Annotated in this window: 16 protein-coding genes and 2 pseudogenes; 11 read left to right on the top strand and 7 right to left on the bottom strand. The window is 72.5% G+C overall.

Features of this window, described 5'->3' with window-relative positions; translation table 11 throughout:
- The first annotated feature begins 74 nt into the window (after positions 1-74).
- The 3 genes from AB0D04_RS25650 (at position 75) to AB0D04_RS25640 (ending at position 5,122) form a co-directional block, all read left to right on the top strand.
- Positions 75-2,102, top strand: coding sequence for a prolyl oligopeptidase family serine peptidase (locus AB0D04_RS25650; protein ID WP_362707565.1), 2,028 nt, complete (start codon positions 75-77; stop codon positions 2,100-2,102).
- Positions 2,099-3,043, top strand: coding sequence for an LD-carboxypeptidase (locus AB0D04_RS25645; RefSeq protein WP_362707564.1), 945 nt, complete (start codon positions 2,099-2,101; stop codon positions 3,041-3,043). The genes AB0D04_RS25650 and AB0D04_RS25645 overlap by 4 nt, the downstream gene beginning before the upstream one ends.
- Positions 3,044-3,310: 267 nt before the next feature.
- A complete protein-coding gene (locus AB0D04_RS25640; protein WP_362707643.1) occupies positions 3,311-5,122 on the top strand; it encodes a CocE/NonD family hydrolase in 1,812 nt (603 codons plus the stop codon).
- Between the two features lie 105 nt (positions 5,123-5,227).
- Here AB0D04_RS25640 and AB0D04_RS25635 read toward each other — a convergent pair whose 3' ends face one another.
- The 3 genes from AB0D04_RS25635 to AB0D04_RS25625 all read right to left on the bottom strand — a co-directional run bounded on the left by AB0D04_RS25635 (position 5,228) and on the right by AB0D04_RS25625 (position 7,468).
- Positions 5,228-5,422: a ferredoxin gene (locus AB0D04_RS25635; RefSeq protein ID WP_362707561.1), complete on the bottom strand. Its 195-nt coding sequence runs from the start codon at positions 5,420-5,422 to the stop codon at positions 5,228-5,230.
- Positions 5,423-5,461: 39 nt separating this feature from the next.
- A complete protein-coding gene (locus AB0D04_RS25630; protein ID WP_362707559.1) occupies positions 5,462-6,706 on the bottom strand; it encodes a cytochrome P450 in 1,245 nt (414 codons plus the stop codon).
- A 147-nt stretch (positions 6,707-6,853) separates the two neighbouring features.
- Positions 6,854-7,468 (bottom strand): TetR/AcrR family transcriptional regulator, encoded by a 615-nt coding sequence (locus AB0D04_RS25625; protein WP_362707556.1) that lies wholly within the window; start codon positions 7,466-7,468, stop codon positions 6,854-6,856.
- A gap of 45 nt (positions 7,469-7,513) precedes the next feature.
- Between AB0D04_RS25625 and AB0D04_RS25620 the strand changes: the two genes are divergently transcribed.
- The 4 genes and pseudogenes from AB0D04_RS25620 to AB0D04_RS25605 all read left to right on the top strand — a co-directional run.
- Positions 7,514-8,443: a DUF2867 domain-containing protein gene (locus AB0D04_RS25620; RefSeq protein WP_362707553.1), complete on the top strand. Its 930-nt coding sequence runs from the start codon at positions 7,514-7,516 to the stop codon at positions 8,441-8,443.
- Between the two features lie 66 nt (positions 8,444-8,509).
- On the top strand, positions 8,510-9,922 hold the full coding sequence (locus tag AB0D04_RS25615) for a CoA transferase (RefSeq protein ID WP_362707550.1): 1,413 nt from the start codon (positions 8,510-8,512) through the stop codon (positions 9,920-9,922).
- A 71-nt stretch (positions 9,923-9,993) separates the two neighbouring features.
- A pseudogene (locus tag AB0D04_RS25610) lies at positions 9,994-10,515 on the top strand (GNAT family N-acetyltransferase); the annotation flags it as partial.
- Between the two features lie 30 nt (positions 10,516-10,545).
- Positions 10,546-10,929 (top strand): annotated as a pseudogene (locus AB0D04_RS25605) (glyoxalase superfamily protein); the annotation flags it as partial.
- Here the strand turns inward: AB0D04_RS25605 and AB0D04_RS25600 are convergent.
- Complete coding sequence (locus AB0D04_RS25600; RefSeq protein WP_362707548.1) at positions 10,910-11,248, bottom strand: DUF6204 family protein; 339 nt, start codon at positions 11,246-11,248, stop codon at positions 10,910-10,912. The pseudogene AB0D04_RS25605 and the gene AB0D04_RS25600 overlap by 20 nt on opposite strands.
- A gap of 279 nt (positions 11,249-11,527) precedes the next feature.
- On the opposite strand from AB0D04_RS25600, the gene AB0D04_RS25595 reads away from it, so the two are divergent.
- Positions 11,528-13,612, top strand: a complete 2,085-nt coding sequence (locus AB0D04_RS25595) for a DUF5107 domain-containing protein (protein ID WP_362707546.1) — start codon at positions 11,528-11,530, stop codon at positions 13,610-13,612.
- A gap of 134 nt (positions 13,613-13,746) precedes the next feature.
- Positions 13,747-14,673 (top strand): NADP-dependent oxidoreductase, encoded by a 927-nt coding sequence (locus tag AB0D04_RS25590; protein WP_362707543.1) that lies wholly within the window; start codon positions 13,747-13,749, stop codon positions 14,671-14,673.
- A 132-nt stretch (positions 14,674-14,805) separates the two neighbouring features.
- Here AB0D04_RS25590 and AB0D04_RS25585 read toward each other — a convergent pair whose 3' ends face one another.
- The 3 genes from AB0D04_RS25585 to AB0D04_RS25575 all read right to left on the bottom strand — a co-directional run bounded on the left by AB0D04_RS25585 (position 14,806) and on the right by AB0D04_RS25575 (position 17,716).
- The gene (locus tag AB0D04_RS25585) at positions 14,806-15,171 is read right to left on the bottom strand and encodes a VOC family protein (protein WP_362707541.1); all 366 of its coding nucleotides are present in this window, start codon (positions 15,169-15,171) and stop codon (positions 14,806-14,808) included.
- A 42-nt stretch (positions 15,172-15,213) separates the two neighbouring features.
- Complete coding sequence (locus tag AB0D04_RS25580; protein WP_362707539.1) at positions 15,214-16,029, bottom strand: class I SAM-dependent methyltransferase; 816 nt, start codon at positions 16,027-16,029, stop codon at positions 15,214-15,216.
- 178 nt (positions 16,030-16,207) lie between these two features.
- Entirely contained in the window at positions 16,208-17,716 is a 1,509-nt protein-coding gene (locus AB0D04_RS25575) for a phosphatase PAP2 family protein (RefSeq protein ID WP_362707536.1), read from the bottom strand.
- Positions 17,717-18,034: 318 nt separating this feature from the next.
- Here AB0D04_RS25575 and AB0D04_RS25570 point away from each other — a divergent pair, with 318 nt between their 5' ends.
- Together AB0D04_RS25570 and AB0D04_RS25565 are read left to right on the top strand one after the other, a co-directional pair.
- On the top strand, positions 18,035-19,240 hold the full coding sequence (locus tag AB0D04_RS25570; RefSeq protein WP_362707534.1) for a cytochrome P450: 1,206 nt from the start codon (positions 18,035-18,037) through the stop codon (positions 19,238-19,240).
- Positions 19,241-19,460: 220 nt separating this feature from the next.
- Positions 19,461-20,513 carry a type III polyketide synthase gene (locus AB0D04_RS25565; RefSeq protein WP_362707531.1) on the top strand — a complete coding sequence of 351 codons (1,053 nt, stop codon included), beginning with the start codon at positions 19,461-19,463 and terminating at the stop codon, positions 20,511-20,513.
- Positions 20,514-20,646 lie beyond the last annotated feature (133 nt).

Genomic DNA, 20,646 nt, shown 5'->3' with positions numbered 1-20,646 from the left:
TGAGCAGGCCTACGACAGGCACGGCACGCATGGGGCAGGCACCCGGTGGTGTCCGGCAGAGGAGGAACAGCAGCATGGTGACCACGGCTCCCTACGGCGCCTGGCAGTCCCCGGTCGAGTCCCGGACGGTCGCCGCCCACGACGGCCGCCCGGCCTTCGTCGGTGTGGTCGGCGACGAGGTCTGGTGGACGGAGCCGCGGCCCGCCGAGGGCGGCCGCCGGGCGCTGGTCCGCAGACTCCCGGACGGCGCGGTGGAGTCGGTGCTGCCCGCGCCCTGGAACGTCCGCAGCCGGGTGCTGGAGTACGGCGGCCAGCCCTGGGCCGGAACGGTCACCGCACACGGACCGCTCGTCGTCTTCAGCAACTTCGCCGACCAGCGCCTGTACGCCTACGAACCCGGCACCGGCGCCGCCCCGCGCCCGCTCACCCCGCTGTCGGAGGTCGGCGACGGCCTGCGCTGGGTCGACCCCGTACTGCGCCCGGAGCTCGGCGAGGTGTGGTGCGTGCTGGAGGAGTTCACCGGGGACCGGCCGACAGATGTGCGCAGGGTGCTCGCCGCCGTACCGCTGGACGGATCGGCGGCCCAACACCGCGATTCGGTAAGGGAATTGAGCGATGACCGGCATCGGTTCGTCACCGGCCCGCGGGTCTCACCGGACGGAAACCGTGCGGCCTGGATCGCCTGGGACCATCCCCAGATGCCGTGGGACGGCACGCTGGTGATGCTGGCCCGGATCACCGCCAAGGGGGAGTTCGCCGACGTCCGCCCGCTCGTCGGCGATCTCGGCCCGGCCTCCCCGGGCGGCGGCGGGGCCGGCGAGTCCGTCGCGCAGATCGAATGGGCCGCCGACGGCTCGTTGCTGTTCGTCTCCGACGTCGGCGGGTGGTGGGAGCTGCAGAGCATCGACCCGGACACGGCCGACGACGGGGTGGTGGCGAGCCGGGGCCTGTGCCCGGCCCGGCAGGAGGAGTTCGGCGGGCCCTTGTGGAACGTGGGGCAGCGCTGGTTCCTGCCCCTGGAGAACGGCACCCTCGCCGCCATCCACGGCCGCGGCACCAGCACGCTCGGCATCCTCGACCCGGTCTCCGGCGAGCTGGTCGACTCGGCGGGCCCCTGGACGGAGTGGGCCCCCGCCCTCGCCGTCCACGGCAGCCGCGTCATCGGCATCGCCGCCGGCCCGCACAGCTCGTACGAGATCGTCGAGCTGGACGCCTGCACCGGCCGCACCCGGGTGATCGCCGCCCGGCACGTCGACGCGGTCGACCCGGCCTACTACCCCCGTCCGCAGCCCCGGACCTTCACCGGCCCCGGCGGCCGGGACATCCACGCCCATGTCTATCCCCCGCACAACCCCGAATTCGCCGCTCCCGAGGGCGAGTTGCCGCCCTATGTGATGTGGGCGCACGGCGGCCCGACGGGCCACGCCCCGCTGGTGCTCGACCTGGAGCTGGCCTACTTCACCTCCCGCGGCATCGGCGTCGCCGTGGTCAACTACGGCGGTTCGACGGGCTACGGCAGGGAGTACCGCGAGCGGCTGCGCGGCCAGTGGGGCGTGGTGGACGTCGAGGACTGTGCGGCCGTGGCCCGTTCGCTGGCCGACGAAGGCAGCGCCGACCGCGCCCGGCTGGCGATCCGCGGCGGCAGCGCCGGCGGCTGGACCACCGGCGCCTCGCTCACCTCCACCGACCTCTACGCCTGCGGCACGATCAGCTACCCGATCCTGGACCTGGCCGGCTGGGCGACCGGCGAGACCCATGACTTCGAGTCGCAGTATCTGGAGTCGCTGGTCGGCCCGTTCGCCGAGGTCCCAGAGCGCTACCGCGAGCGCTCGCCGCTGCACCGCGCGGACCGGATCGCCGCGCCGTTCCTGCTGCTCCAGGGCATGGACGATGTGATCTGCCCGCCCGTGCAGTGCGACCGGTTCCTCACCGAGGTCGCCGGGCGCGGCATACCGCACGCCTATCTCACCTTCGCCGGCGAGGGCCACGGCTTCCGCCGCGCGGAGACCATCGTGCGTGCCTTGGAGGCCGAACTCTCCCTCTACTCCCAGACCTTCGGCATCACGCGCGACGACATCCCGGCACTGGAGCTCCGTACATGACCGCCGCCGGTCCCGCTGCCGCGCCGGTCCGTCCGCCGCGGCTGCGGCCCGGCGACCGGGTGGCGGTCGTCGCGCCCAGCGGACCGATCATGCCCGAGCGGCTCGACTGCGGGTTGGACGTGCTGCGCGGCTGGGACCTCGACCCGGTGGCCGCCCCGCATGTCCGCGACACCCATGCCACCTTGCGCTATCTCGCCGCCGCCGATGAGGAGCGCGCCCGCGACCTCCAGGAGGCGTGGTGCGATCCGTCCGTCAGGGCGGTGTTCGCGGCGCGCGGCGGCTACGGTGCCCAGCGGATGGCGGACCTGCTGGACTGGGACGCCATCCGGTCCGCCGCCCCCAAACCACTCATCGGCTTCAGCGATGTGACGGTGCTGCACGAGGCGTTCGCGGTGCGTGCCGGGGTGGCGACGCTGCACGGCCCGGCCGCCGCCGGAGAGGTCTTCCTCAAGGACGACGCCACCCGGGAGGGGCTGCGCCGCACGCTCTTCGCGCCGGAGACGGTCCGTACGGTGACCTCGGCGTCGTCCCGGCCGCTGGTGCCGGGACGGGCCCGCGGGATCACCCTTGGCGGCTGTCTGACGATGCTCGCCGGCGAGCTGGGCACCCCGCACGCCAGGCCCGGCGCAGCGGGCGGTCTGCTCCTGCTGGAGGACGTGGGGGAGCCGCCGTACCGCATCGACCGGGCGCTGACCCAGCTCCTGCGCGCCGGATGGCTGGACGGTGTCGCCGGAATCGTCCTCGGCTCCTGGGCGCGCTGCGGTCCCTACGCGCGGGTGCGGGAGGCGCTGGTGGACCGGCTGGGCGGGCTCGGGGTGCCGGTTGCCGAGGAGTTCGGGTTCGGGCACGGCGACTCGGCGCTGACGCTGCCGCTCGGCGTACCGGCGGAGCTGGATGCCGCCACCGGCACCCTGACCTTCGACACGCCGGCGCTGACCTGAACTCCCGCCGGACCACGGGGATGTGCGCAGGCCAACGAGACCTCCCTCGGCTTCTCGGAGAGCCGGCCGGAACGGCGGCGAACTGGTCCCGTCCGGCACCGAACCGGTCCTGTCCTGCGCCGAATTGGTCCCCTGGCGATCCGATCTGACGGCCTGCCAATAACTCTTGTCAGGAGCGTTGACACCCTCGTTACTCGTGTCACACCATGAGGCGCCGTTACCGACTGGTTGGTACGGCTGCCCTTGTGGAGGTCATTCGTGCACAGCGTGTCCCGAGCCGTGTCCCGCCCCGTACTCCGCACTTCCCTCGCCCTGCTGGCCGGCACCGCCCTCGCCGCGCCCCTCGTCCTGGCCGCCCCCGCGGCCGCCGCGGACCCGTATACCGTCACCGCACTGAAAGTGACCGTCCGGGCCGGTGACCGTGACTGCACCCTGGACGCGGACCTCTACCGCCCCGCCGGCGTCGACGCCGCGCACCCGGCGCCCGCCGTACTGACCACCAACGGCTTCGGCGGCAGCAAGGCGGACGGGTCGACCGACGCCACCGCCAAGGCCGTTGCCGCCCGCGGCTATGTCGCGCTGGCCTATTCCGGCCTCGGCTTCGGCAAGTCCGGCTGCCCGATCTCCCTTGACGACCCCAAGGCCGACGGCCGGGCGGCGAGTCAGCTCGTCGACCTCCTGGCCGGGACCCGAACTGCCGACGACGGCACGCGGGTTGACTACGTCACCAAGGACGGCAGGGGGGACCCGCGGGTCGGCATGATCGGGGGCTCGTACGGCGGGGCGATCCAGATGGCCACCGCGTCCGTCGACCCTCGCGTCGATGCGCTCGTTCCCCTCATCACCTGGAACGACCTCTCCTACTCCCTCGCCCCCAACAGTGCGGACCGTGCGCAGGGCGTCAGCGGACCGGTGCCCGGCGCGTACAAGTACCAGTGGACGAACGGGTTCTTCCTGATCGGCGAGGCGCAGGGGCTGCTCAACCCGAGCCTGGACCCGTCGCGGCGGGGCGGCGCGGGCTGTCTGCACTTCGTTGCGCCGGCCTGTGAGACCAAACGGCTGCTGGATTCGGGCAGGTATCCGGCGGACCGGACCGCCACCATGCTGGCGTACGCGCGCAGCGTCTCCCCGGTCTCGTATCTGAAGTCCGTCAAGGCGCCCACGCTGCTGGTCCAGGGCCAGGCCGACACCCTCTTCAACCTCAACGAGGCCACCGCCACCTACCGCACCCTCGCCGCCCAGGGCACCCCGACGAAGATGATCTGGCAGGCCTGGGGCCACAGCGGCGGCATGAAGAACCCGGTGAAGGGCGAACTCGACCTGGGGAAGGGGAACCTGGAGACCAGTTACGTCGGGAAGCGGATCCTGGCCTGGTTCGACCGGTATCTGCACCACCGGAAGGGCACCGGCACCGGACCGGCCTTCGCCTACTACCGGGACTGGGTGGCCGAGGGGCCCACCTACGCCACCTCGCGCACCGTCCCTGCCGACGGCGGCCAGAAGCTGTATCTCTCCGGCGACGGCAAGCTCGTCGGCCACCGCAAGAAGGTGGCGCGCGGCAGCCGGGAATACCGCAACGGGCTGTTGCCCACCAGCCATTCGGAGAGCTCGCTGGCCGGGCTGCTCGGACTGCCCGACCCCGCCCCGTACGACATGAAGGGCACCTATCTGGACTGGACGTCCGCCCCGGTGGCGGGCGGGCCGGTGGATGTGGTGGGCGTGCCCAGGGTGACGCTGAAGGTGGTCTCGCCGAAGACCGAGCGGGTGCAGAACTCCTCGGACGCGGCCGACAAGCTGGTGCTCTTCGCAAAGCTCTATGACGTGGCGCCGGACGGGACGAGGACGCTGGTGCACCGGCTGGTGGCCCCGGCCCGGGTGCCCGATGTGACCCGGAGGTTCACCGTGGAACTCCCGGGCATGGTGCACCGTTACGAGCAGGGGCACCGCCTGCGCTTGGTGATCGCCGCGAGCGACACCGCCTATGCGGGCAATCGCGGAGTGAAGCCGGTGACGGTCACCAGCGCGCCCGAGGACACCGGTGTCCTCGAACTTCCCGTCACCCAGGGGACCTTGGGGTAATTCCCGTGAGGCCTGGTGGTGCGGTCGTGCGGTGGTGCGGTAGCGGATGGGGTGGATGCCGTAGGAAGAAAGAAGTCGGTGGGGAGCCGGCGCCGGTGGGGGCGCTCAGGCGTCCGTAAGGGTGATGGCCTGAACCGGGCAGGCGCGGGCGGCTTCCCGTGCGAGCGGGTCGCCCGCGCCGTCCTCGCGGCCGGGCAGTACCTGGCTGAAGCCGTCGTCGTCCTGGGTGAACACCCCCGGTGCCGTCAGGGCGCACTGCCCGGCGCCGATACAGCTGTCCTGGTCAATGGCGATCCGCATCCCGGACCCCTTTCGCTCGTCCGCTGTCACCGGTGGCATCTACCAGGCCACCGGCAGCTCGATCATGCCTTGCAGGGTGTCACCCGGTTTGAACGGAATTTCGGCGGCCGGCACGGCGAGCCGCAGGTCCGGGATCCTGGTGAAGAGCGAACGCAGCGCGATCTCCATCTCCGCACGGGCGAGGTTCTGGCCCAGGCACTGGTGGATCCCGAAGCCGAACGCCACGTGATGGCGCGCGCTGCGGCTCCAGTCCAGGTCGTCCGGCGCCGGGTACGCCGTACCGTCCCGGTTGATCAGGGACGTGGGGAACACCACGCCGTCATCGGCGCGGATGGTCACGCCGCCGATCTCGATGTCCTCCGTCGCCACCCGCAGCAGGCCGTCGGCGATCGACAGGAACCGCAGCAGCTCCTCGACCACGGCCGGTATCAGGTCGTCCCGCGCCCGCAACCGGGCCAGCTGCTCGGGGTGTTCCAGCAGCGCGAAGGTGCCCAGCGAGATCATGTTGGCGGTGGTCTCATGGCCCGCGAGCAGCAGGATCATGGCCATCCGGACCAGTTCCCCGTGCTCGAGGGAGCCGGCCCGCAGCCGGTCGGCGATCAGCTCGTCCAGCAGCCCGTCGCCCGGTGCCTTCTCCTTGCGGGCGATCAGCGCGGTGAAGTACTCCGCCAGGTTGTCGTCGGCCTGCTCCGTCTCCTCTTTCGTACGGCCGCGCAGGAGCCGGCGCGACTCCTCCTCGAAGAACTCGTGGTCGGCGTACGGAACGCCGAGCAGCGCGCAGATCACCATCGAGGGGACCGGCAGCGCGAACGCCGAGACCAGCTCGGCGGGCGGGCCCTGGGCCAGCATCCGGTCCAGCAGATCATCGACGATCTGCTGGATCTGTGGCCGCAGCGCGGCGGTCCTCTTGAGGCTGAAGCTGGGGATCAGCATCCGCCGCTGGGTGTTGTGCTCCGGGTCGTCCACGCCGATCAGCGGGAACTTGACCCGCCGGATTGCCTCGGCGCGCTCGAGCGGCACCGGGAACGCCGGGTTCTGCCGGTCGGAGGAGAGCCGGGGGTCGGTCAGCAGCGCCCGCGCCTCGGTGTGGCCGGTGACCGCCCATACCTGGCGGCCGTCGTAGAAGGTGACGCGGGACAGCGGGCCCGCCTCGCGCAGTGGCTGATAGGTGGTGGGTGGGTGGTAGGGACAGGAGCGGTCCTGGGGGAACGTGACTGCCTCGGCCGGTGGTGTCTTGGCCGGTGATGTCTCGGCCGGGGGTATCCCGGTCGTTGCCTCGGTCATCGAACTGCCTCCCATACGAGGGGCTCGAGTTGCTCGTGGTGCGGGATGAGCGGTCGGCCCGCCGATCCCGATCCCCACTTCATGCCTCTGTACGGTGTATGTCTATGCGCAGTTCGGCCATTTCGGGTCAACTGGCCCCGGGTTCCGTCACGTTGAGCCCCCCTGGCCCAGTAGCGTGTCGATCACCGAGTCCAGATAGCGGGTGCGTGCGGCACCGGTGGGCAGCGCCTGCGGCACCGCGTGGCCCAGCTGGGTGTGCCCGAGAAAGGCGCTGTACGCGAGCAGGCCGCGGCGCCGTGCCTCGGTCTCTGTATGGCCCAACTCCGCGAAGAGCGCGGCGACATAGGCAATGCGGCGCTCGGTCACGCGGGTGAGTGCGGCCGCCACCCGCGGGTCGGCCGCGGTCGCCAGCAGCGACACCTCCAGGGGGTCCTCGGCCGCTGATTCGGTGGCCTGAAGGAGCAGTGTGCGCAGCCGCCGTTCGGGATCGGACTCCGTCTCGATCTCCGCGATCACGGCCGTGGTGGCGACCTCTTCCCAGCGCTCCAGCGCGGCCTGGATCAGCGCGTCCCGGTTGGCGAAGTGCCAGTAGAAGCTGCCTTTTGTGGTGCCGAGCCGGGTCGCCAGCGGCTCGACGGCCACCGCCGCGAGTCCGCCCTCGCCCATGGCCGCCAGCGCGGCATCGGCCCAGTCCTCGGCGGTCAGTCGCTGCCGCCGGCCGGTGCCACGGGGGTGCTGTGCTCGCTGTTGCGCCATGACCATACGCTACCGTACGGTCAAACATACGCCACCGTATGGAGGTGCTGGATGAGTCTGCTGCGCCCGTTTCGCTCCACGCGTCCCGTCCGTGATGTCCACGCCCGCACCGTCGGCGCCCCGGCCGACGCCGTCGGTGCCCTGATCGACCGGGTCGCCGGCGACCCGGATCCGGTCTTCCCGGTGCCCGCCTGGCCGTCGATGCGCTTCGACCGGCCGCTGGGTGTCGGCGCCGACGGCGGGCACGGCTTTGTCCGCTACCGCGTCGCCGCCCACGAGCCCGGCCGCCGGATCCGCTTCGACTTCACCCCCGGCCCGGCCGGCTTCCACGAGATCACCGTGCACCCCCTGGACCCCGGCAGCTGCCGCGTCGAACACGTCCTGGAGGACCAACCCCGCTTCCGGAAAAGGCTGTTGTGGTACGCGGCGATACGGCCCGCGCACCGCACCGTCGTCGAGGAACTCCTCGACAACATCGAACGGGCGGCCACCGGACGCCTCGCCCGCACACCCGCCCGCTGGACACCTCGGGTACGGCTCCTCAACCGCCTGCTGTGGGACCGGCCCAAGGCCGTCGCGCTCCCTGCCGAGGCGCGGCTGGCCCGCAGTGCCTTCCCCCGTACGGACTTCCAGGACGCCTGGCAGATGGCGCTGCTGCCGGGCATGCCCACCGACCCGGCGGCCTGGGAGGGCGTGCTGCGCGGCGCGTCCTTCCCGGTCGTGGGGCGCGCGGACGGAGAGATCCTGCTCGGCAAGGACGCCCGCCATCTGGACTTCCGCGCCTCTGTCCTCCTCGCGAACGGCCAGGTCACACTCGGTACGGTCGTCCGCACCCACCATCGCGCCGGCCGCCTCTACTTCGCCCTCGTCCGACGCGTACACCCCTTCATGGCACGCCTGATGCTGCGCCGCACGCACCGCCGCCTCGCGCTGGCGGCGCCGAGCGCAGGGGACCGGGAGCGGGCGCGGGCGGCGGCATAGCGGTGGGCCCTGCTGGCGGTGGGCCCCGCCGGCCGGTGGGTGGCACCCGGTGCCACACTGCCGGGTATGGAGCTACGACAGCACAGTGGTACCGACCTGGCCTGGGCGCTTCTCGGCGGCGAGCCGGGCCTCACCGGGCGCATCGCGTATGGCGGACCGCCCAGTCTCCCGGCGGCCCGGCTCCCGGTGATGGCGCTGGCCCGTACCACGGTCGCGGTCTGCGCCCTCGCCGCGGCGGAGCTGACGGCCGAGCGGGACGGCGGCCCGGTGCCCGCCGTTCGGGTCGACGACGGCGCGGTGGCCACCGCCTTCGTCAGCGAGCGGCACCTGCGGATCGACGGCCGGCCGCCCTCGGTGTTCGCCCCGCTCTCCCGCTTCTGGCCTACCGCCGACGGCTGGGTGCGCACGCACGCCAACTACCCGCACCACCGTGCCCGGTTGCTGCAGGCGCTGGGCCTCCCGGAGGCGGCCGGAGCGGCGCAGACCGCGGCCGAACTCGCCGGGCGCCGGGCCGAGGAGATCGAGGCGACGGTCCATGCGGCGGGCGGGCTGGCGGTCGCCGCCCGCACCCCCGAGGAATGGGACGCCCACGGCCAGGGCCGCGCGGTGGCCGCGCACCCTTTGCTGACCCTGGACCGCATCGGCGACGGCGCCCCGCCCCGCCCTCTGCCTCCGCTCGCCGGCGCCCCCTCACTGCCCTGCGCCGGGCTGCGGGTGCTGGACCTCACGCGAGTGATCGCCGGGCCGGTCGCCACCCGTACCCTGGCGCTGCTCGGCGCCGACGTGCTGCGCATCGACGCGCCACAGCTGCCGGAGAGTCAGGACGCCCACTGCGACACCGGTTTCGGCAAGCGTTCCACCGCCCTCGACCTGGGCTCGCGTTCGGGCCGTACGGCCTTCGAGGAGCTGCTGGCCGGCGCGGACGTCGTGGTGACCGGCTACCGTCCGGGCGCCCTGGACCGCTTCGGCCTCGCCCCCGAGGCCCTGGTGGAACGCCGTCCTGGGCTGGTCGTCGCCCGCCTCTCCGCTTGGGGCGACGACGGCCCCTGGGGCGGCCGCCGGGGCTTCGACAGCCTGGTCCAAGTGGCCACCGGGATCGCCGCGATCGAGGCGGACGAGGAGGGCGAGCCGGGCGCGCTGCCCGCGCAGGCGCTGGACCACGGGACGGGATATCTGCTGGCGGCGGCGGTGCTGCGGGGGCTGACCGAGCGGGCGCGGGCGGGCGGCTCCGGCGTGGCGACGCTGGCGCTGGCCCGTACGGCGCGATGGCTGGTGCACGGGCTGCGGGGAGAAGAGCGGGCGGACGGCCCGCCGGGAGCGGCCGAGGCGGGCTACGACGCCGGGCGTTGGCTCCGCGACACCGACAGCCCGGTGGGGCGGCTGCGGTACGCCCTGCCGCCGGTCTCGTTCGACGGCGGGCCGGACACCTGGGCGACGCCGCCGGGGCGGTGCGGGACGGATGCGCCGGTGTGGAGGTGAGGGCGGCGGGCCCGCCCCCGCCCCGCCGTTTTCGGCTGGCCCGCCCCCGCCGTCCTCCGTACGATCGCCCGATGACGTCCAGCGATCACTACCTGGCCCGCAGCCCCCGCGTCGGCATCCGCCCGTTCACCGCCGCCGACCGCAACGAGTTCACCACCCTGGCGCGCGAGAGCACCCGGCTGCACCACCCCTGGCTGTTCCCCCCGGCCACCGACGCCGACTACGACAGCTACCTGCTGCGGCTGCAGGAGCCGCAGCGCGAGGGCTTCTTGATCTGCGAGCACGAAAGCGGCCGGATCGCGGGCTATCTGACCATCAACAACATCGTGCACGGCGCCTTCGGCTGCGGCGCCCTCGGCTACGGAGCCTTCGCCCACGCCGCCGGCCGGGGGCTGATGAGCGAGGGCCTGCGGCTCGTACTGCGCCACGCCTTCGAGGAGTTGGGCCTGCACCGGCTGGAGGTCAACATCCAGCCCGCCAACACCGCCTCCCTCGCCCTGGTCCGGCGCGCCGGCTTCCGGCGGGAAGGCTTCTCCCCGGACTTCCTCTTCCTCGACGGCGCCTGGCGCGACCACGAACGCTGGGCGCTCACCAACGACGGCGCCGAACGAGCCCTTTTCGGCCGCACGGTCCCCGTCTTCCGGATCTTCGACATCGCCAAGGCCCATGAGTTCTACGTCGACTACCTCGGCTGCACCGTCGACTGGGAGCACCGCTTCGCGCCCCGTACGCCGCTGTACACGCAGGTCTCGCGCGGTGCCCTCGTCCTGCATCTGTCGGAGCACCACGGCGATGCGACCCCCGGCTCCACGATCTACACGGAGCTGGCCGGGGTACGCGCGCTGCACGCCGAGCTGGCCGCCAAGGACTATCCGTACCTGCGCCCCGGGCTGGAACAGGACGAGATCGGCACCTCGCTCACCCTCACCGACCCGTTCGGCAACCTCCTGCGCTTCAACGAGCGAGCGAGTTCCGGGACGAAGAGCGTCACCGGCCCTTGCGATTGACCTTCATCGTGTCCATGTCGGTGGCGGAGGAGCGCAGCTCCCGGTAGCCGAGGCCCGCCTCCTTGAGCGCGGTCTCCGCCTTGTCCTCGGCGAGCGCCGCCGCCATCTCCTCGCCGTCGGCGGCGTCGGAGACGATGACATAGCGGTAGGTGAAGGAGTGCAGGGCGGTGTCGTACGCCAGCGAGCCCTCGGGGGTGAACTGCAGCTGCGCCAGCCCGTGGTCGTCCACCTCGGCGAGCAGCTTCGCCCGGCACCCGGCCGTCAGGCCGTCCCACTTGCCGCGGACGATCACTCGGTAGGTGTGCTGGGTCGTCGCCATCGGTGCCGTCTTCCGTTCTGCCGTGTGCTGGTGGCCTGCCCTGCGTCGGCGGGCCGCAGCGACAGGGTACGGCGACGAATCCGCCCGGGGCCTCCCCTTTTTCCGGCCGCCGCGCCGCTCACCGAACTCCCCGAGGCGGCAGTGCACATCCCGGACTCTTTGCGCAACCCTGACCCCGGCTGCCGCAAGAAGCCCTGTTCACAAGGGCGCTGACAGGGTTCCATGGTCAACAGGAGGCCGCCGGAGCCGAGGTGGCCGGTCCAACCCTGCGAGGCAGCCGTGGCCACGAGTGTGCGACGCACCACCCTGACCCTTCCCGCCGCCCCCATCGGCCCGGACAACCCGCTTCCGGCCCTGCGCGCCGGCCGCGACCTGCACCGAATCGAGATCCCCCGGAACGCCCAACTGCCCGCCGACATGGCGTGCCAGATCGGCTACCGGCAGCTGCGCTCGGTCCTGCCCGCCCGGCTGCGCGACGGCTACGGCCGCGAGCGCCGCCCCACCGACCTCGACGCGCTGGTCCTCGAGAACGACCGGCTGCGCGCCACCGTCCTGCCAGGCCTCGGCGGGCGGGTGTACTCCCTGTACCACAAGCCCACCGACCGTGAACTCCTCTACCGCAACCCGGTGTTCCAGCCCGCCGCCTTCGCCCTCAACGGTGCCTGGTTCTCCGGCGGCATCGAATGGAACATCGGCGCCACAGGGCACACCACCCTCGCCTGCGCCCCGCTGCACGCCGCCCGCGTCCCGGCTCCGGACGGCGGGGAGATGCTCCGCCTGTGGGAGTGGGAGCCGCTGCGCGATCTGCCCTTCCAAGTGGACCTGTGGCTGCCCGAGGGGTCCGACTTCCTCCACGTGGGCGTCCGGATCCGCAATCCGCACCACCACACCGCGCCGGTCTACTGGTGGTCCAACACCGCCGTCCCGGAGGGCGCGGGCACCCGCGTGCTCGCCCCCGCCGACGAGGCCTGGTTCCCCCATAGCCTTAAGGGCATGGGAGGTGCCCCCATCGGCTACGAGCGGACCCTCCGGAGGGTCCCCGTACCGGACTGCGACGGCGCCGACCGCACCTACCCCCTCCGCAGCGCGTCCCCCGCCGACTACTTCTACGACGTCCCCGAGGCCGCCCGCCGCTGGATCGCCTCCCTGGACGACGAAGGCCGCGGCCTCGTCCAGACCTCCACCGACACGCTGCGCGGCCGCAAGCTCTTCCTGTGGGGCGCGGGGCGGGCCGGACGGCGCTGGCAGGAGTGGCTGACCGAGCCGGGGACCGGCGGCTATGCCGAGATCCAGGCCGGGGTGGCCCGTACGCAGCTGGAGCATGTCCCGCTCGAGGCCGGCGGCGAGCTCGCGTGGCTGGAGGCCTACGGGCCGCTGGCCGCCGACGCCGCGACGGTCCACGGCGACGACTGGCGCGCGGCGCGCGGCGAGGTCGCGGACCGGCTGGAGGCGGCGCTGCCGCGGGCGGACATCGATGCCGCATACGCCGCCTGGCGGCCGTACGCCGACCAGGAACCGAAGGAGTCGCTGACCACCGGCTCCGGCTGGGGCGCACTCGAAGTGGCCCGTGCCGGGCTCGACCTGCCGGGCACCCCGTTCGACGCGGCGACCCTCGGCCCGGCCCAGCGGCCCTGGCTGACCCTCCTCAAGACCGGCGACCTGCCGCCCGAAGGGCCCCTTCCCGGCCCGGCGCTGGTCGCGCCCGCCTGGCGCGATCTGCTGGAGTCGGCGCTGCCGGGCCCGGCCACGGACTACCACCTGGGCCTGGCCCAGTGGCATGCCGGTGACCGCGCCCAGGCCGTACGCAGCTGGGAGCGCGCGCTGGCGGCCGGTGGCGGCCGGCTGTCGCTGGACGCCCTGCCGCTGTACTGCCTGGCCGTCGCCGAGTCCGAGGCGGGCGAAGCGGTACGGGCCGCCGAGCGGTACGCGGAGGCGTTCGGCTGCGCGGCCCGGTTCGCCGGGACCCTGGCGTCCGAGGGTGCGTCCGCGCGCACCTGGCGGTCGGTGCTGCCCGCGCTCGCCCGGGAGGCGGTCCCCGCGCTGCTCGCCGTCGGGCGCGCCGACGAGGCCTGCGACCTGCTGGCACATCTGCGCCAGGAGGACCTGGCCGACGGCCGGTTCCGGCTGCTGACCGCCCAGGTCCTGCTCGCCCAGGGCGAACCGGCCGCGGCCCGCGCGATCTTCGACGCCGGCTTCGAGATCGCCGACCTCCGTGAGGGCGACGAGACCCTCAGCGACACCTGGTACACCATCGCCGAACACCTCGTCGCGGGCTCGGGCCCGGTCACGGAAGCCGTCCGCGCACAGGCCCGCGCCGACCACCCGCTGCCGCAGCGGTACGAGTTCCGGATGCGGCCGGTGTGACGCGGCCGGCCGCCCCCCTCGGACCCCTGGGACCGGCGCCCGGAAACCCGTGGTGATGCCGTGCCCGTAGGCCATTCGGAGAATTTTCGCGTGACCGTGGAATGATCCCGGGCCGTCACACGTTGTAACCAACCATGAAGGCAATCAGCGTGAACAGCTACGGGGGCCCTTCGGTCCTCGAATACACCGACCAGCCCGACCCGAAGGTGGGTCCCGACTCGGTCCTGATCCGGGTGCGGGCGGCCGGCGTCAATCCCGTGGACTGGAAGATCGTCGGGGGCTATCTGGATGCGATGATGGATGCCCACTATCCGCTGATCCCCGGCTGGGATGTGGCGGGCGTGGTCGAGGCGGTCGGCGTGGACGCCCCCGAGTACGCGGTCGGTGACGAGGTCATCGGCTATGTCCGCAAGGACGAGGTGCAGCACGGCACGTACGCCGAGCTGGTGGCCGCGCCCGTACGGACCCTGGCGCGCAAGCCCGCCTCGCTCAGCTGGGAGCAGGCCGCGGGGCTGCCGCTCGCGGGGCTGACGGCATATCAGGCGCTCAAGCGGGTCGGCACGAAGCAGGGCGAGACGGTCCTGGTGCATGCCGCCGCGGGCGGTGTCGGTTCGCTCGCCGTGCAGATCGCGGTGGCCCAGGGCAGCCGCGTCATCGGCACGGCCAGCGAGCGCAACCACGACTTCCTGCGGTCCCTGGGCGCCGAGCCGGTGACGTACGGTGACGGGCTCGGCGACCGGGTGCGGGCGCTGGCGCCCGAGGGCGTGGACGTGGCCCTGGACTTCGTCGGCGACGGCGTCCTGGACGTGTCGCAGGAGCTCCTCAAGGACCGGAGCCGGCTGGTGTCCATCGCCGACGGCGAGGTCAAGGCGAAGGGCGGCCACATGGTGTGGGTGCGCCCGGACGCCGACGACCTGACGGCGCTCGGCGATCTCGCGGACGCCGGGAAGCTCACGGTGCCGGTCGAGGCGGTGTTCCCGCTGGCCCAGGCGGCCGACGCGGTCAAGCGCAGCATGTCGGGGCGGTCCCGCGGCAAGATCGTGCTGGAGGTGTCTTCCTGACGCCGATACCGACGCCGATACCGGTACCGGTCCCTCAACCGCAGCCGCCGACGGGACCCGGGACGGTCGCCACCCGGCCGCCGGGACCCGTCGGCCCTGCGCGCCCTGCCCGCAGGCCCGTTGCGGGTGCTGCTACGCGCCCTCTCCGGCGTCCTGCCTCCGGTCGACGTACTCGAAGATCGAGCCGTCCGGATGGCGGGCGACGAGGTTGCGGCCGATAGGGGTCGGCAGCGGACCCGCGATGATGTCCGCGCCGACCGCCGTGAGGTCGGTGACCGCTTCGTCCACGTCCTTGACGGCGATGGTCGCCGCGATCTTCCGCAGCACCGACAACTCCGCCTCGGGGCCGCTCATCAGGAAGAAGCACCCGACGGCCGCAACGGCCACGCCGCCGCGCTGGAAGCGGATGGCCTCGGCACCGGTGAGCCGTTCATAGACGCCGATCGCCGCATCGAGGTCGCCGACGCATACCCGCAGTGAGGTCCCCAGAATGTCCATACAGGCCAGCCTAGTTGGGCACCCCGGCGGCGCGCAGCGTGATCACACCCGGCACAAGATCTCACCGTGCAGGATGCCGAACCAGCCGTCCTCGTGGGCGCCCCACTCCCGCCACGCCCGCGCGATTCCCGCCAGTTCCTCGGCGGTGGCGTGCCCGCCGTCCACCGCTGTCCGGGCGTACGACGACGAGACCGTGCGCTCCGCCCACAGTTCGCTCCACCAGGACCGCTCCTGCGGAGTGTGGTAGCACCAGGTGCCCGCCGTGGCGGTGACGGCGGACGGGTCGAAGCCGGCCTGCCGTGCCCAGGCGTGCAGTCGGCGTCCGGCGTCCGGTTCGCCGCCGTTGGCGCGGGCGACCTGCAGATACAGCCGCCGCCAGTCGTCCATCCCGTCGGCCGCCGGGTACCAGGTCATGGCCGAGTAGTCCGAATCCCGGACGGCGACGATCCCGCCGGGCTTGGTGACCCGGCGCATCTCGCGCAGCGCCTGCACGGGATCGCCCACGTGCTGCAGGACCTGATGGGCGTGCACCACACAGAAGGTGTCGTCCGGGTAGTCCAGCGCGTGAACATCCCCGACCGCGAAGCGGACGTTCGTCACCCCGCGTGCGGCGGCCGTGGCGCGCGCCTGGTCCAGTACACCGGGCGCGTACTCCAGGCCGGTCACCTGCCCGTCCGGGACCAGTGCGGCCAGGTCGGCGGTGATGGTGCCGGGGCCGCAGCCGATGTCCAGGACCTGCATGTGCGGCAGCAGTGAATCCAGCAGGTATCCGGCCGAGTTGGCGACGGTGCGCCAGGTGTGGGAGCGCAGTACGGACTCGTGGTGGCCGTGTGTGTAGACGGCGGATTCCTGGGGCATGGTCGGCTCCTTCGCGTGACCGGGGGCGTACGGGTCAATACACCTGGCGCGCGGTGCGGGCATGGCCGTGGTACGGGCGACGCCCTCCCGCGCACTGATCACACCGTACGCAGCGATCTCGCATCATGAGAGTCCCGTCTCATGATGCGGTCACGCCTTCGGCCGGGAGGCGGGCGCCTCACTCGGGCAGCAGGCGATAGACCGTCAATGCCTCGTTCTCCTTCTCCAGCGTCAACCCGCCCTGAAATGAAGCGACTTCGCCGTCGAAGGCGAGCGTGGTGCCCTCCGGAAGGCCGCCGATCCGCAGACCGCGCAGCCGGGCCTCGCCGAGGACCGGGGAGGTGTGCGGGCTGCCCGTCAGGGCCGCGGCGAGCAGCCGGGTACGGGCCAGCCGGCCGCCGTGCACCACCCGTACATCGAGCACCCCGTCCGCCAGGTCGTGCCGCCGTACCGGCGTCAACCCCAGCCCCCGGTACTGGCAGTTGCCGACGAACAGCAGCCACACCGCGCGCCGCCTGCCGTTGATCTCGACGGTCAACGGCTCGGCGGTGCGCAGCACTTCGCACGCCGCGAGCACCCCGGCAGGCCAGGCGCCGATGCGGCGCGCCCACTGCTCGCGGATGCGCACCAGCTCCGGATACACCCCGAGGGAGAACGTGTTGAGGAAGTACCGGTCCTCGTGGTGCGGGCCGGCCCGGAAACGCGCCAGGTCCACGGCGACCGCCTCACCGGTCTCCACCGCGCGCGCCGCCGCCGCGTAGGTCTCGATCCCCAGGTCGTACGCGAAGTGGTTGTGGGTGCCGCCGGGCAGCACCGCCAGCGGCAGCTCGTGCCGTACGGCGACCGTCGCCGCCGCATTGACGGTGCCGTCCCCGCCCAGCACGCCCAGCGCCCCGCCCCGCTGCCGGGCGAGTCCGGCGGCCTCCTCCAGGACGTCCTCCAGCGGCCGCGCGTCCGGCCCGCCGCACCCTATGACCTCGGCCTGCGGCAGCACCCGGCGCAGCTCCTGCGCCCGGTCGGGGCGCGGCCCGGAACGCTGCCCCGAGCCCTGGTTCGCGACCACCACCAGACCGCGCCCGCCGGGCAGCGCGGGCGCCTGCGCGCGCGGGCATGGGGGTCCCCCCGGACGGAGTCTGGGGGAGGGCGGCGCCAACTGGGCGCGGGTCGGCGCAACGCCCCGTACGGCGAACGCGGCACCGGCTCCCAGTGCCGCCCCCGCCAGCACATCGCCCGGATAGTGCACCCCTGTATAGACGCGGGAGAACGCCACCGACACGGCGACCGGCGCCAGCGCCAGCCCCCACCACTTGTTCTCGCACGCGATCCCGGTGACGAAGGCCGCCGCCGAGGCCGCGTGCCCGGAGGGGAAGGAGGAGGTGAGGGGCGGGCGGTGCAGCTGCCGTATCACGGGCACCGCGTCCAGCAGCGGCCGCGCGCGCCGTACGGAACGCTTGCCGAGCGTGTTCACCGTCGCGGACGCCACCGCCAGCGAGGCCACTCCGCGCAGCGCGGCCCGGCGGCCGGGCCTGCCGCCCAGTGCGGCGACGCCGGCCGCGACACCGAACCACAGCAGTCCGTGATTGGCGCTGCGGGACAGCCGCGGCAGCACGCGCTGGGCGCCCGGCCACTCGCGCGAGGCGATCCGGACGAAGGCCAGCCGGTCGAGACGGGTCAGCACCTTTCGCATGCGGCTCCTTGTACCCCGGTGGGGCCGTCGCAGACCGTACCGCCGCCGATCGGCGGGGATCCGCCCGTCACCCAAGTGGCGCAATGCGCCCGCCGCCCGTGCGGCGCCGTGCGCCGCTGCGCAAGCGCGCGGCAGCCGCACCCCGCCGCCCACGGACCGGACGGCCGAGCCGCCCCGCACCGCCGTGGCTGCCATGCTGGCGAGCGAGAAAGGCGCCGTTCCGGCCGATTGCCGCAGTTGCGCGCCGCCGGACAGTCGCGCCCCGCCTGCCTGCCCAGGCGGCGAATCCGCTGGTCACCCCTTACCTCGGGAGCGCATATGGAACCCGGCACGAACGTCTGGAACTGCCCCTTCGACTACGCCGAGGCCCTTGAGTTCGATCCGACGCTCAAGCGCCTGCTGACCGAGGAACCGGTCGCCCGCATCCGGCTGCCGTACGGCGAGGGCGAGGCCTGGCTCGTCACCCGGTACGAGGACGTGCGCACGGTGACCACCGACCGGCGCTTCAGCCGGCACGCCGTCATCGGCCGGGACTTCCCCCGGATGACACCCGAGCCGATCGTCCAGGACGAGGCGATCAACGTGATGGACCCGCCCGCCAGCAGCCGGCTGCGGAGCCTGGTGTCCAAGGCGTTCGCGCCGCGTCATCTGGACCGTATGCGGGCCCGCACCCAGCATGTGGTGGACGGTCTGCTGGACCGGATGGCCGAGCAGGGCCCGCCCGGCGACCTGATGGAGAATCTGGCGTCCCCGCTGCCCCTGACCACGATCTGCGAGGTCCTCGACATCCCCGAGGCCGACCGTGCACAGCTGCGCGGCCACGCCCGCACCATGATGAACACCAGCCGCGACAACCGGGACAACGCCGTCCGGGCCAAGGCCGATATGCGTGCGTACTTCGCGACGCTGACCGCACACCGGCGCGCGCACCCGGGGGACGACCTGATCAGCGCCCTGGCCACCGCCCGCGACGGCGACGAGATCCTCGACGAGCGGGAACTGACCGTCATGGCCATGGTCCTGCTCATCACCGGCCAGGACACCACCACCTACGAGATCGGCAACCTCTCCTACACCCTGCTCACCCGGCCCGAGGCGCTCGCCATGCTGCGCTCCCACCCGGAGAAACTGCCGCAGGCCATCGAGGAGATGCTGCGGTTCATCCCGTTCCGCAAGGGCGTCGGCATTCCCCGCGTCGCCCTCGAGGACGTGGAACTGAGCGGGGTGACGATCCGGGAAGGGGACATCGTGCATGTCTCCTATCTGACGGCCAACCGGGACGGCCGGAAGTTCGACCGGCCCGACGAGCTGGATCTGGACCGCGAGAAGACGTCGCACATGACGTTCGGCTGGGGCGGACACCACTGTCTGGGCGCCCCGCTCGCCTTCACCGAGATGGAAGTGGCGCTGGGCACCCTGCTGGACCGTTTCCCCGAGATGAAACTTGCGAAGCCGGCCGATGAGGTGCGCTGGAACGAGACCTCGATCTGGCGCTATCCGATGGCGCTGCCGGTCATCTGGTGACGGTGGCGCACCCGCGGCAGCGGCATGCGGACGTCACCCGACTGCCGTACCGTTGCCCGTAAAGCTGATCCACCCGCAAGAGAACCCACCTGCGCAGGGAGAGTTCATCCTTCGACGGCTGGCCCGCTCGCGTCTCTCCCGGACCGTCGGCCACCCACGACCCGTATGCCAGAGTCGGGGACCGCATCGAGCGGACCACAGTCTGCTAGGAGTGCAACCCATGGCGGTTCTGTGCAAACCGGCGATAGCGGTCCCTGAGTACATCATCACCAGGGACGACACTCTCGAACTGGCACGACAGCTGCACTACGACCACCTGCAGCTCAAAAAGGTGCTCCGGCTCATCGAGCACACGGGCGTGGTCAGACGGCATTTGATCCAGCCGATCGACAAGGTGCTGGAACACCCGGGGCTGGATGCCCGCAGTGCCGTCTACGAAGAGGAGTCCAAGGCCCGGGTTCCCGGCGTGGTGCGCAAGGCGCTCGACCAGGCGGAGCTGGAGCCGAAGCAGATCGACCTGATCATCTATGTGTCCTGCACCGGCTTCATGATGCCGGCGCTGACCGCGTGGCTCATCAACACCATGGGCTTCCGGTCCGAGACACGGCAGATCCCGATAGCCCAACTGGGCTGCGCGGCAGGGGGTGCCGCCATCAACCGGGCGCATGACTTCTGCCGGGCCTACCCCGACGCCAATGTGCTCCTCGTCGCCTGCGAGTTCTGCTCCCTGTGCTACCAGCCCACGGACCTGGAGGTGGGCTCGCTGCTGTCCAACGGCCTGTTCGGCGACGCGGTCGCCGCCGCCGTGGTCCGGGGGAGCGGCGGCACCGGCGTCCGCCTGCAACACAACGGCTCCTACCTCATCCCCCACACCGAGGACTGGATCTCGTACGCGATCCGGTCCACCGGATTCCACTTCCAGCTGGACAAGCGCGTGCCCGGCACCATGGAACCCCTCGCCCCGGCCCTGCGCGCCGTCGCGGAACAGCAGCACTGGAACGCGGGCGCCCTGGACTTCTACATCGTCCACGCCGGCGGTCCACGCATTCTCGACGACCTGTGCCGCTTCCTCGATGTGCCTCCGGAGGCGTTCCGGTTCAGCCGCGCGACGCTGACCGAGTACGGCAACATCGCCAGCGCGGTGGTGCTGGACGCCCTGGCGCGGATGTTTGACGAGGCGTCGGCCCGCGACGGGCAGCGTGGGCTGCTCGCGGGATTCGGACCCGGCATCACCGCCGAGATGGCGCTGGGGACATGGACGTCCGGCGGGTAACCACACCCCCCAGGGGCCGGCCCCCCGGCTCGTACGGACGAGTGAGCCGGTGCCCCATACGGCCGCACTCCGCCCCCCCCCCCCCCCCCCCCCCCCGGCCGGGCCCCCCCCCCCCCCCCCCCCCCCCCCAACC

Origin of the sequence: Streptomyces sp. NPDC048483 (genome assembly GCF_040651455.1) — a bacterium.
Taxonomy (GTDB): domain Bacteria; phylum Actinomycetota; class Actinomycetes; order Streptomycetales; family Streptomycetaceae; genus Streptomyces.
Note: the sequence above shows the minus strand (reverse complement) of the source record. Positions and strands in the feature narration are given on the sequence as shown.

What these genes read in the sequence shown, in the direction of transcription:
- AB0D04_RS25635 (WP_362707561.1), bottom strand. Translation starts at nt 5,422, where the DNA reads ATGCGGATCGCCATTGACCAGGACAGCTGTATCGGCGCCGGGCAGTGC.
- AB0D04_RS25570 (WP_362707534.1), top strand. Translation starts at nt 18,035, where the DNA reads ATGGAACCCGGCACGAACGTCTGGAACTGCCCCTTCGACTACGCCGAG.
- AB0D04_RS25590 (WP_362707543.1), top strand. Translation starts at nt 13,747, where the DNA reads ATGAAGGCAATCAGCGTGAACAGCTACGGGGGCCCTTCGGTCCTCGAA.
- AB0D04_RS25615 (WP_362707550.1), top strand. Translation starts at nt 8,510, where the DNA reads ATGGAGCTACGACAGCACAGTGGTACCGACCTGGCCTGGGCGCTTCTC.
- AB0D04_RS25565 (WP_362707531.1), top strand. Translation starts at nt 19,461, where the DNA reads ATGGCGGTTCTGTGCAAACCGGCGATAGCGGTCCCTGAGTACATCATC.
- AB0D04_RS25650 (WP_362707565.1), top strand. Translation starts at nt 75, where the DNA reads ATGGTGACCACGGCTCCCTACGGCGCCTGGCAGTCCCCGGTCGAGTCC.
- AB0D04_RS25630 (WP_362707559.1), bottom strand. Translation starts at nt 6,706, where the DNA reads ATGACCGAGGCAACGACCGGGATACCCCCGGCCGAGACATCACCGGCC.
- AB0D04_RS25645 (WP_362707564.1), top strand. Translation starts at nt 2,099, where the DNA reads ATGACCGCCGCCGGTCCCGCTGCCGCGCCGGTCCGTCCGCCGCGGCTG.
- AB0D04_RS25585 (WP_362707541.1), bottom strand. Translation starts at nt 15,171, where the DNA reads ATGGACATTCTGGGGACCTCACTGCGGGTATGCGTCGGCGACCTCGAT.
- AB0D04_RS25600 (WP_362707548.1), bottom strand. Translation starts at nt 11,248, where the DNA reads ATGGCGACGACCCAGCACACCTACCGAGTGATCGTCCGCGGCAAGTGG.
- AB0D04_RS25580 (WP_362707539.1), bottom strand. Translation starts at nt 16,029, where the DNA reads ATGCCCCAGGAATCCGCCGTCTACACACACGGCCACCACGAGTCCGTA.
- AB0D04_RS25625 (WP_362707556.1), bottom strand. Translation starts at nt 7,468, where the DNA reads ATGGTCATGGCGCAACAGCGAGCACAGCACCCCCGTGGCACCGGCCGG.
- AB0D04_RS25575 (WP_362707536.1), bottom strand. Translation starts at nt 17,716, where the DNA reads ATGCGAAAGGTGCTGACCCGTCTCGACCGGCTGGCCTTCGTCCGGATC.
- AB0D04_RS25620 (WP_362707553.1), top strand. Translation starts at nt 7,514, where the DNA reads ATGAGTCTGCTGCGCCCGTTTCGCTCCACGCGTCCCGTCCGTGATGTC.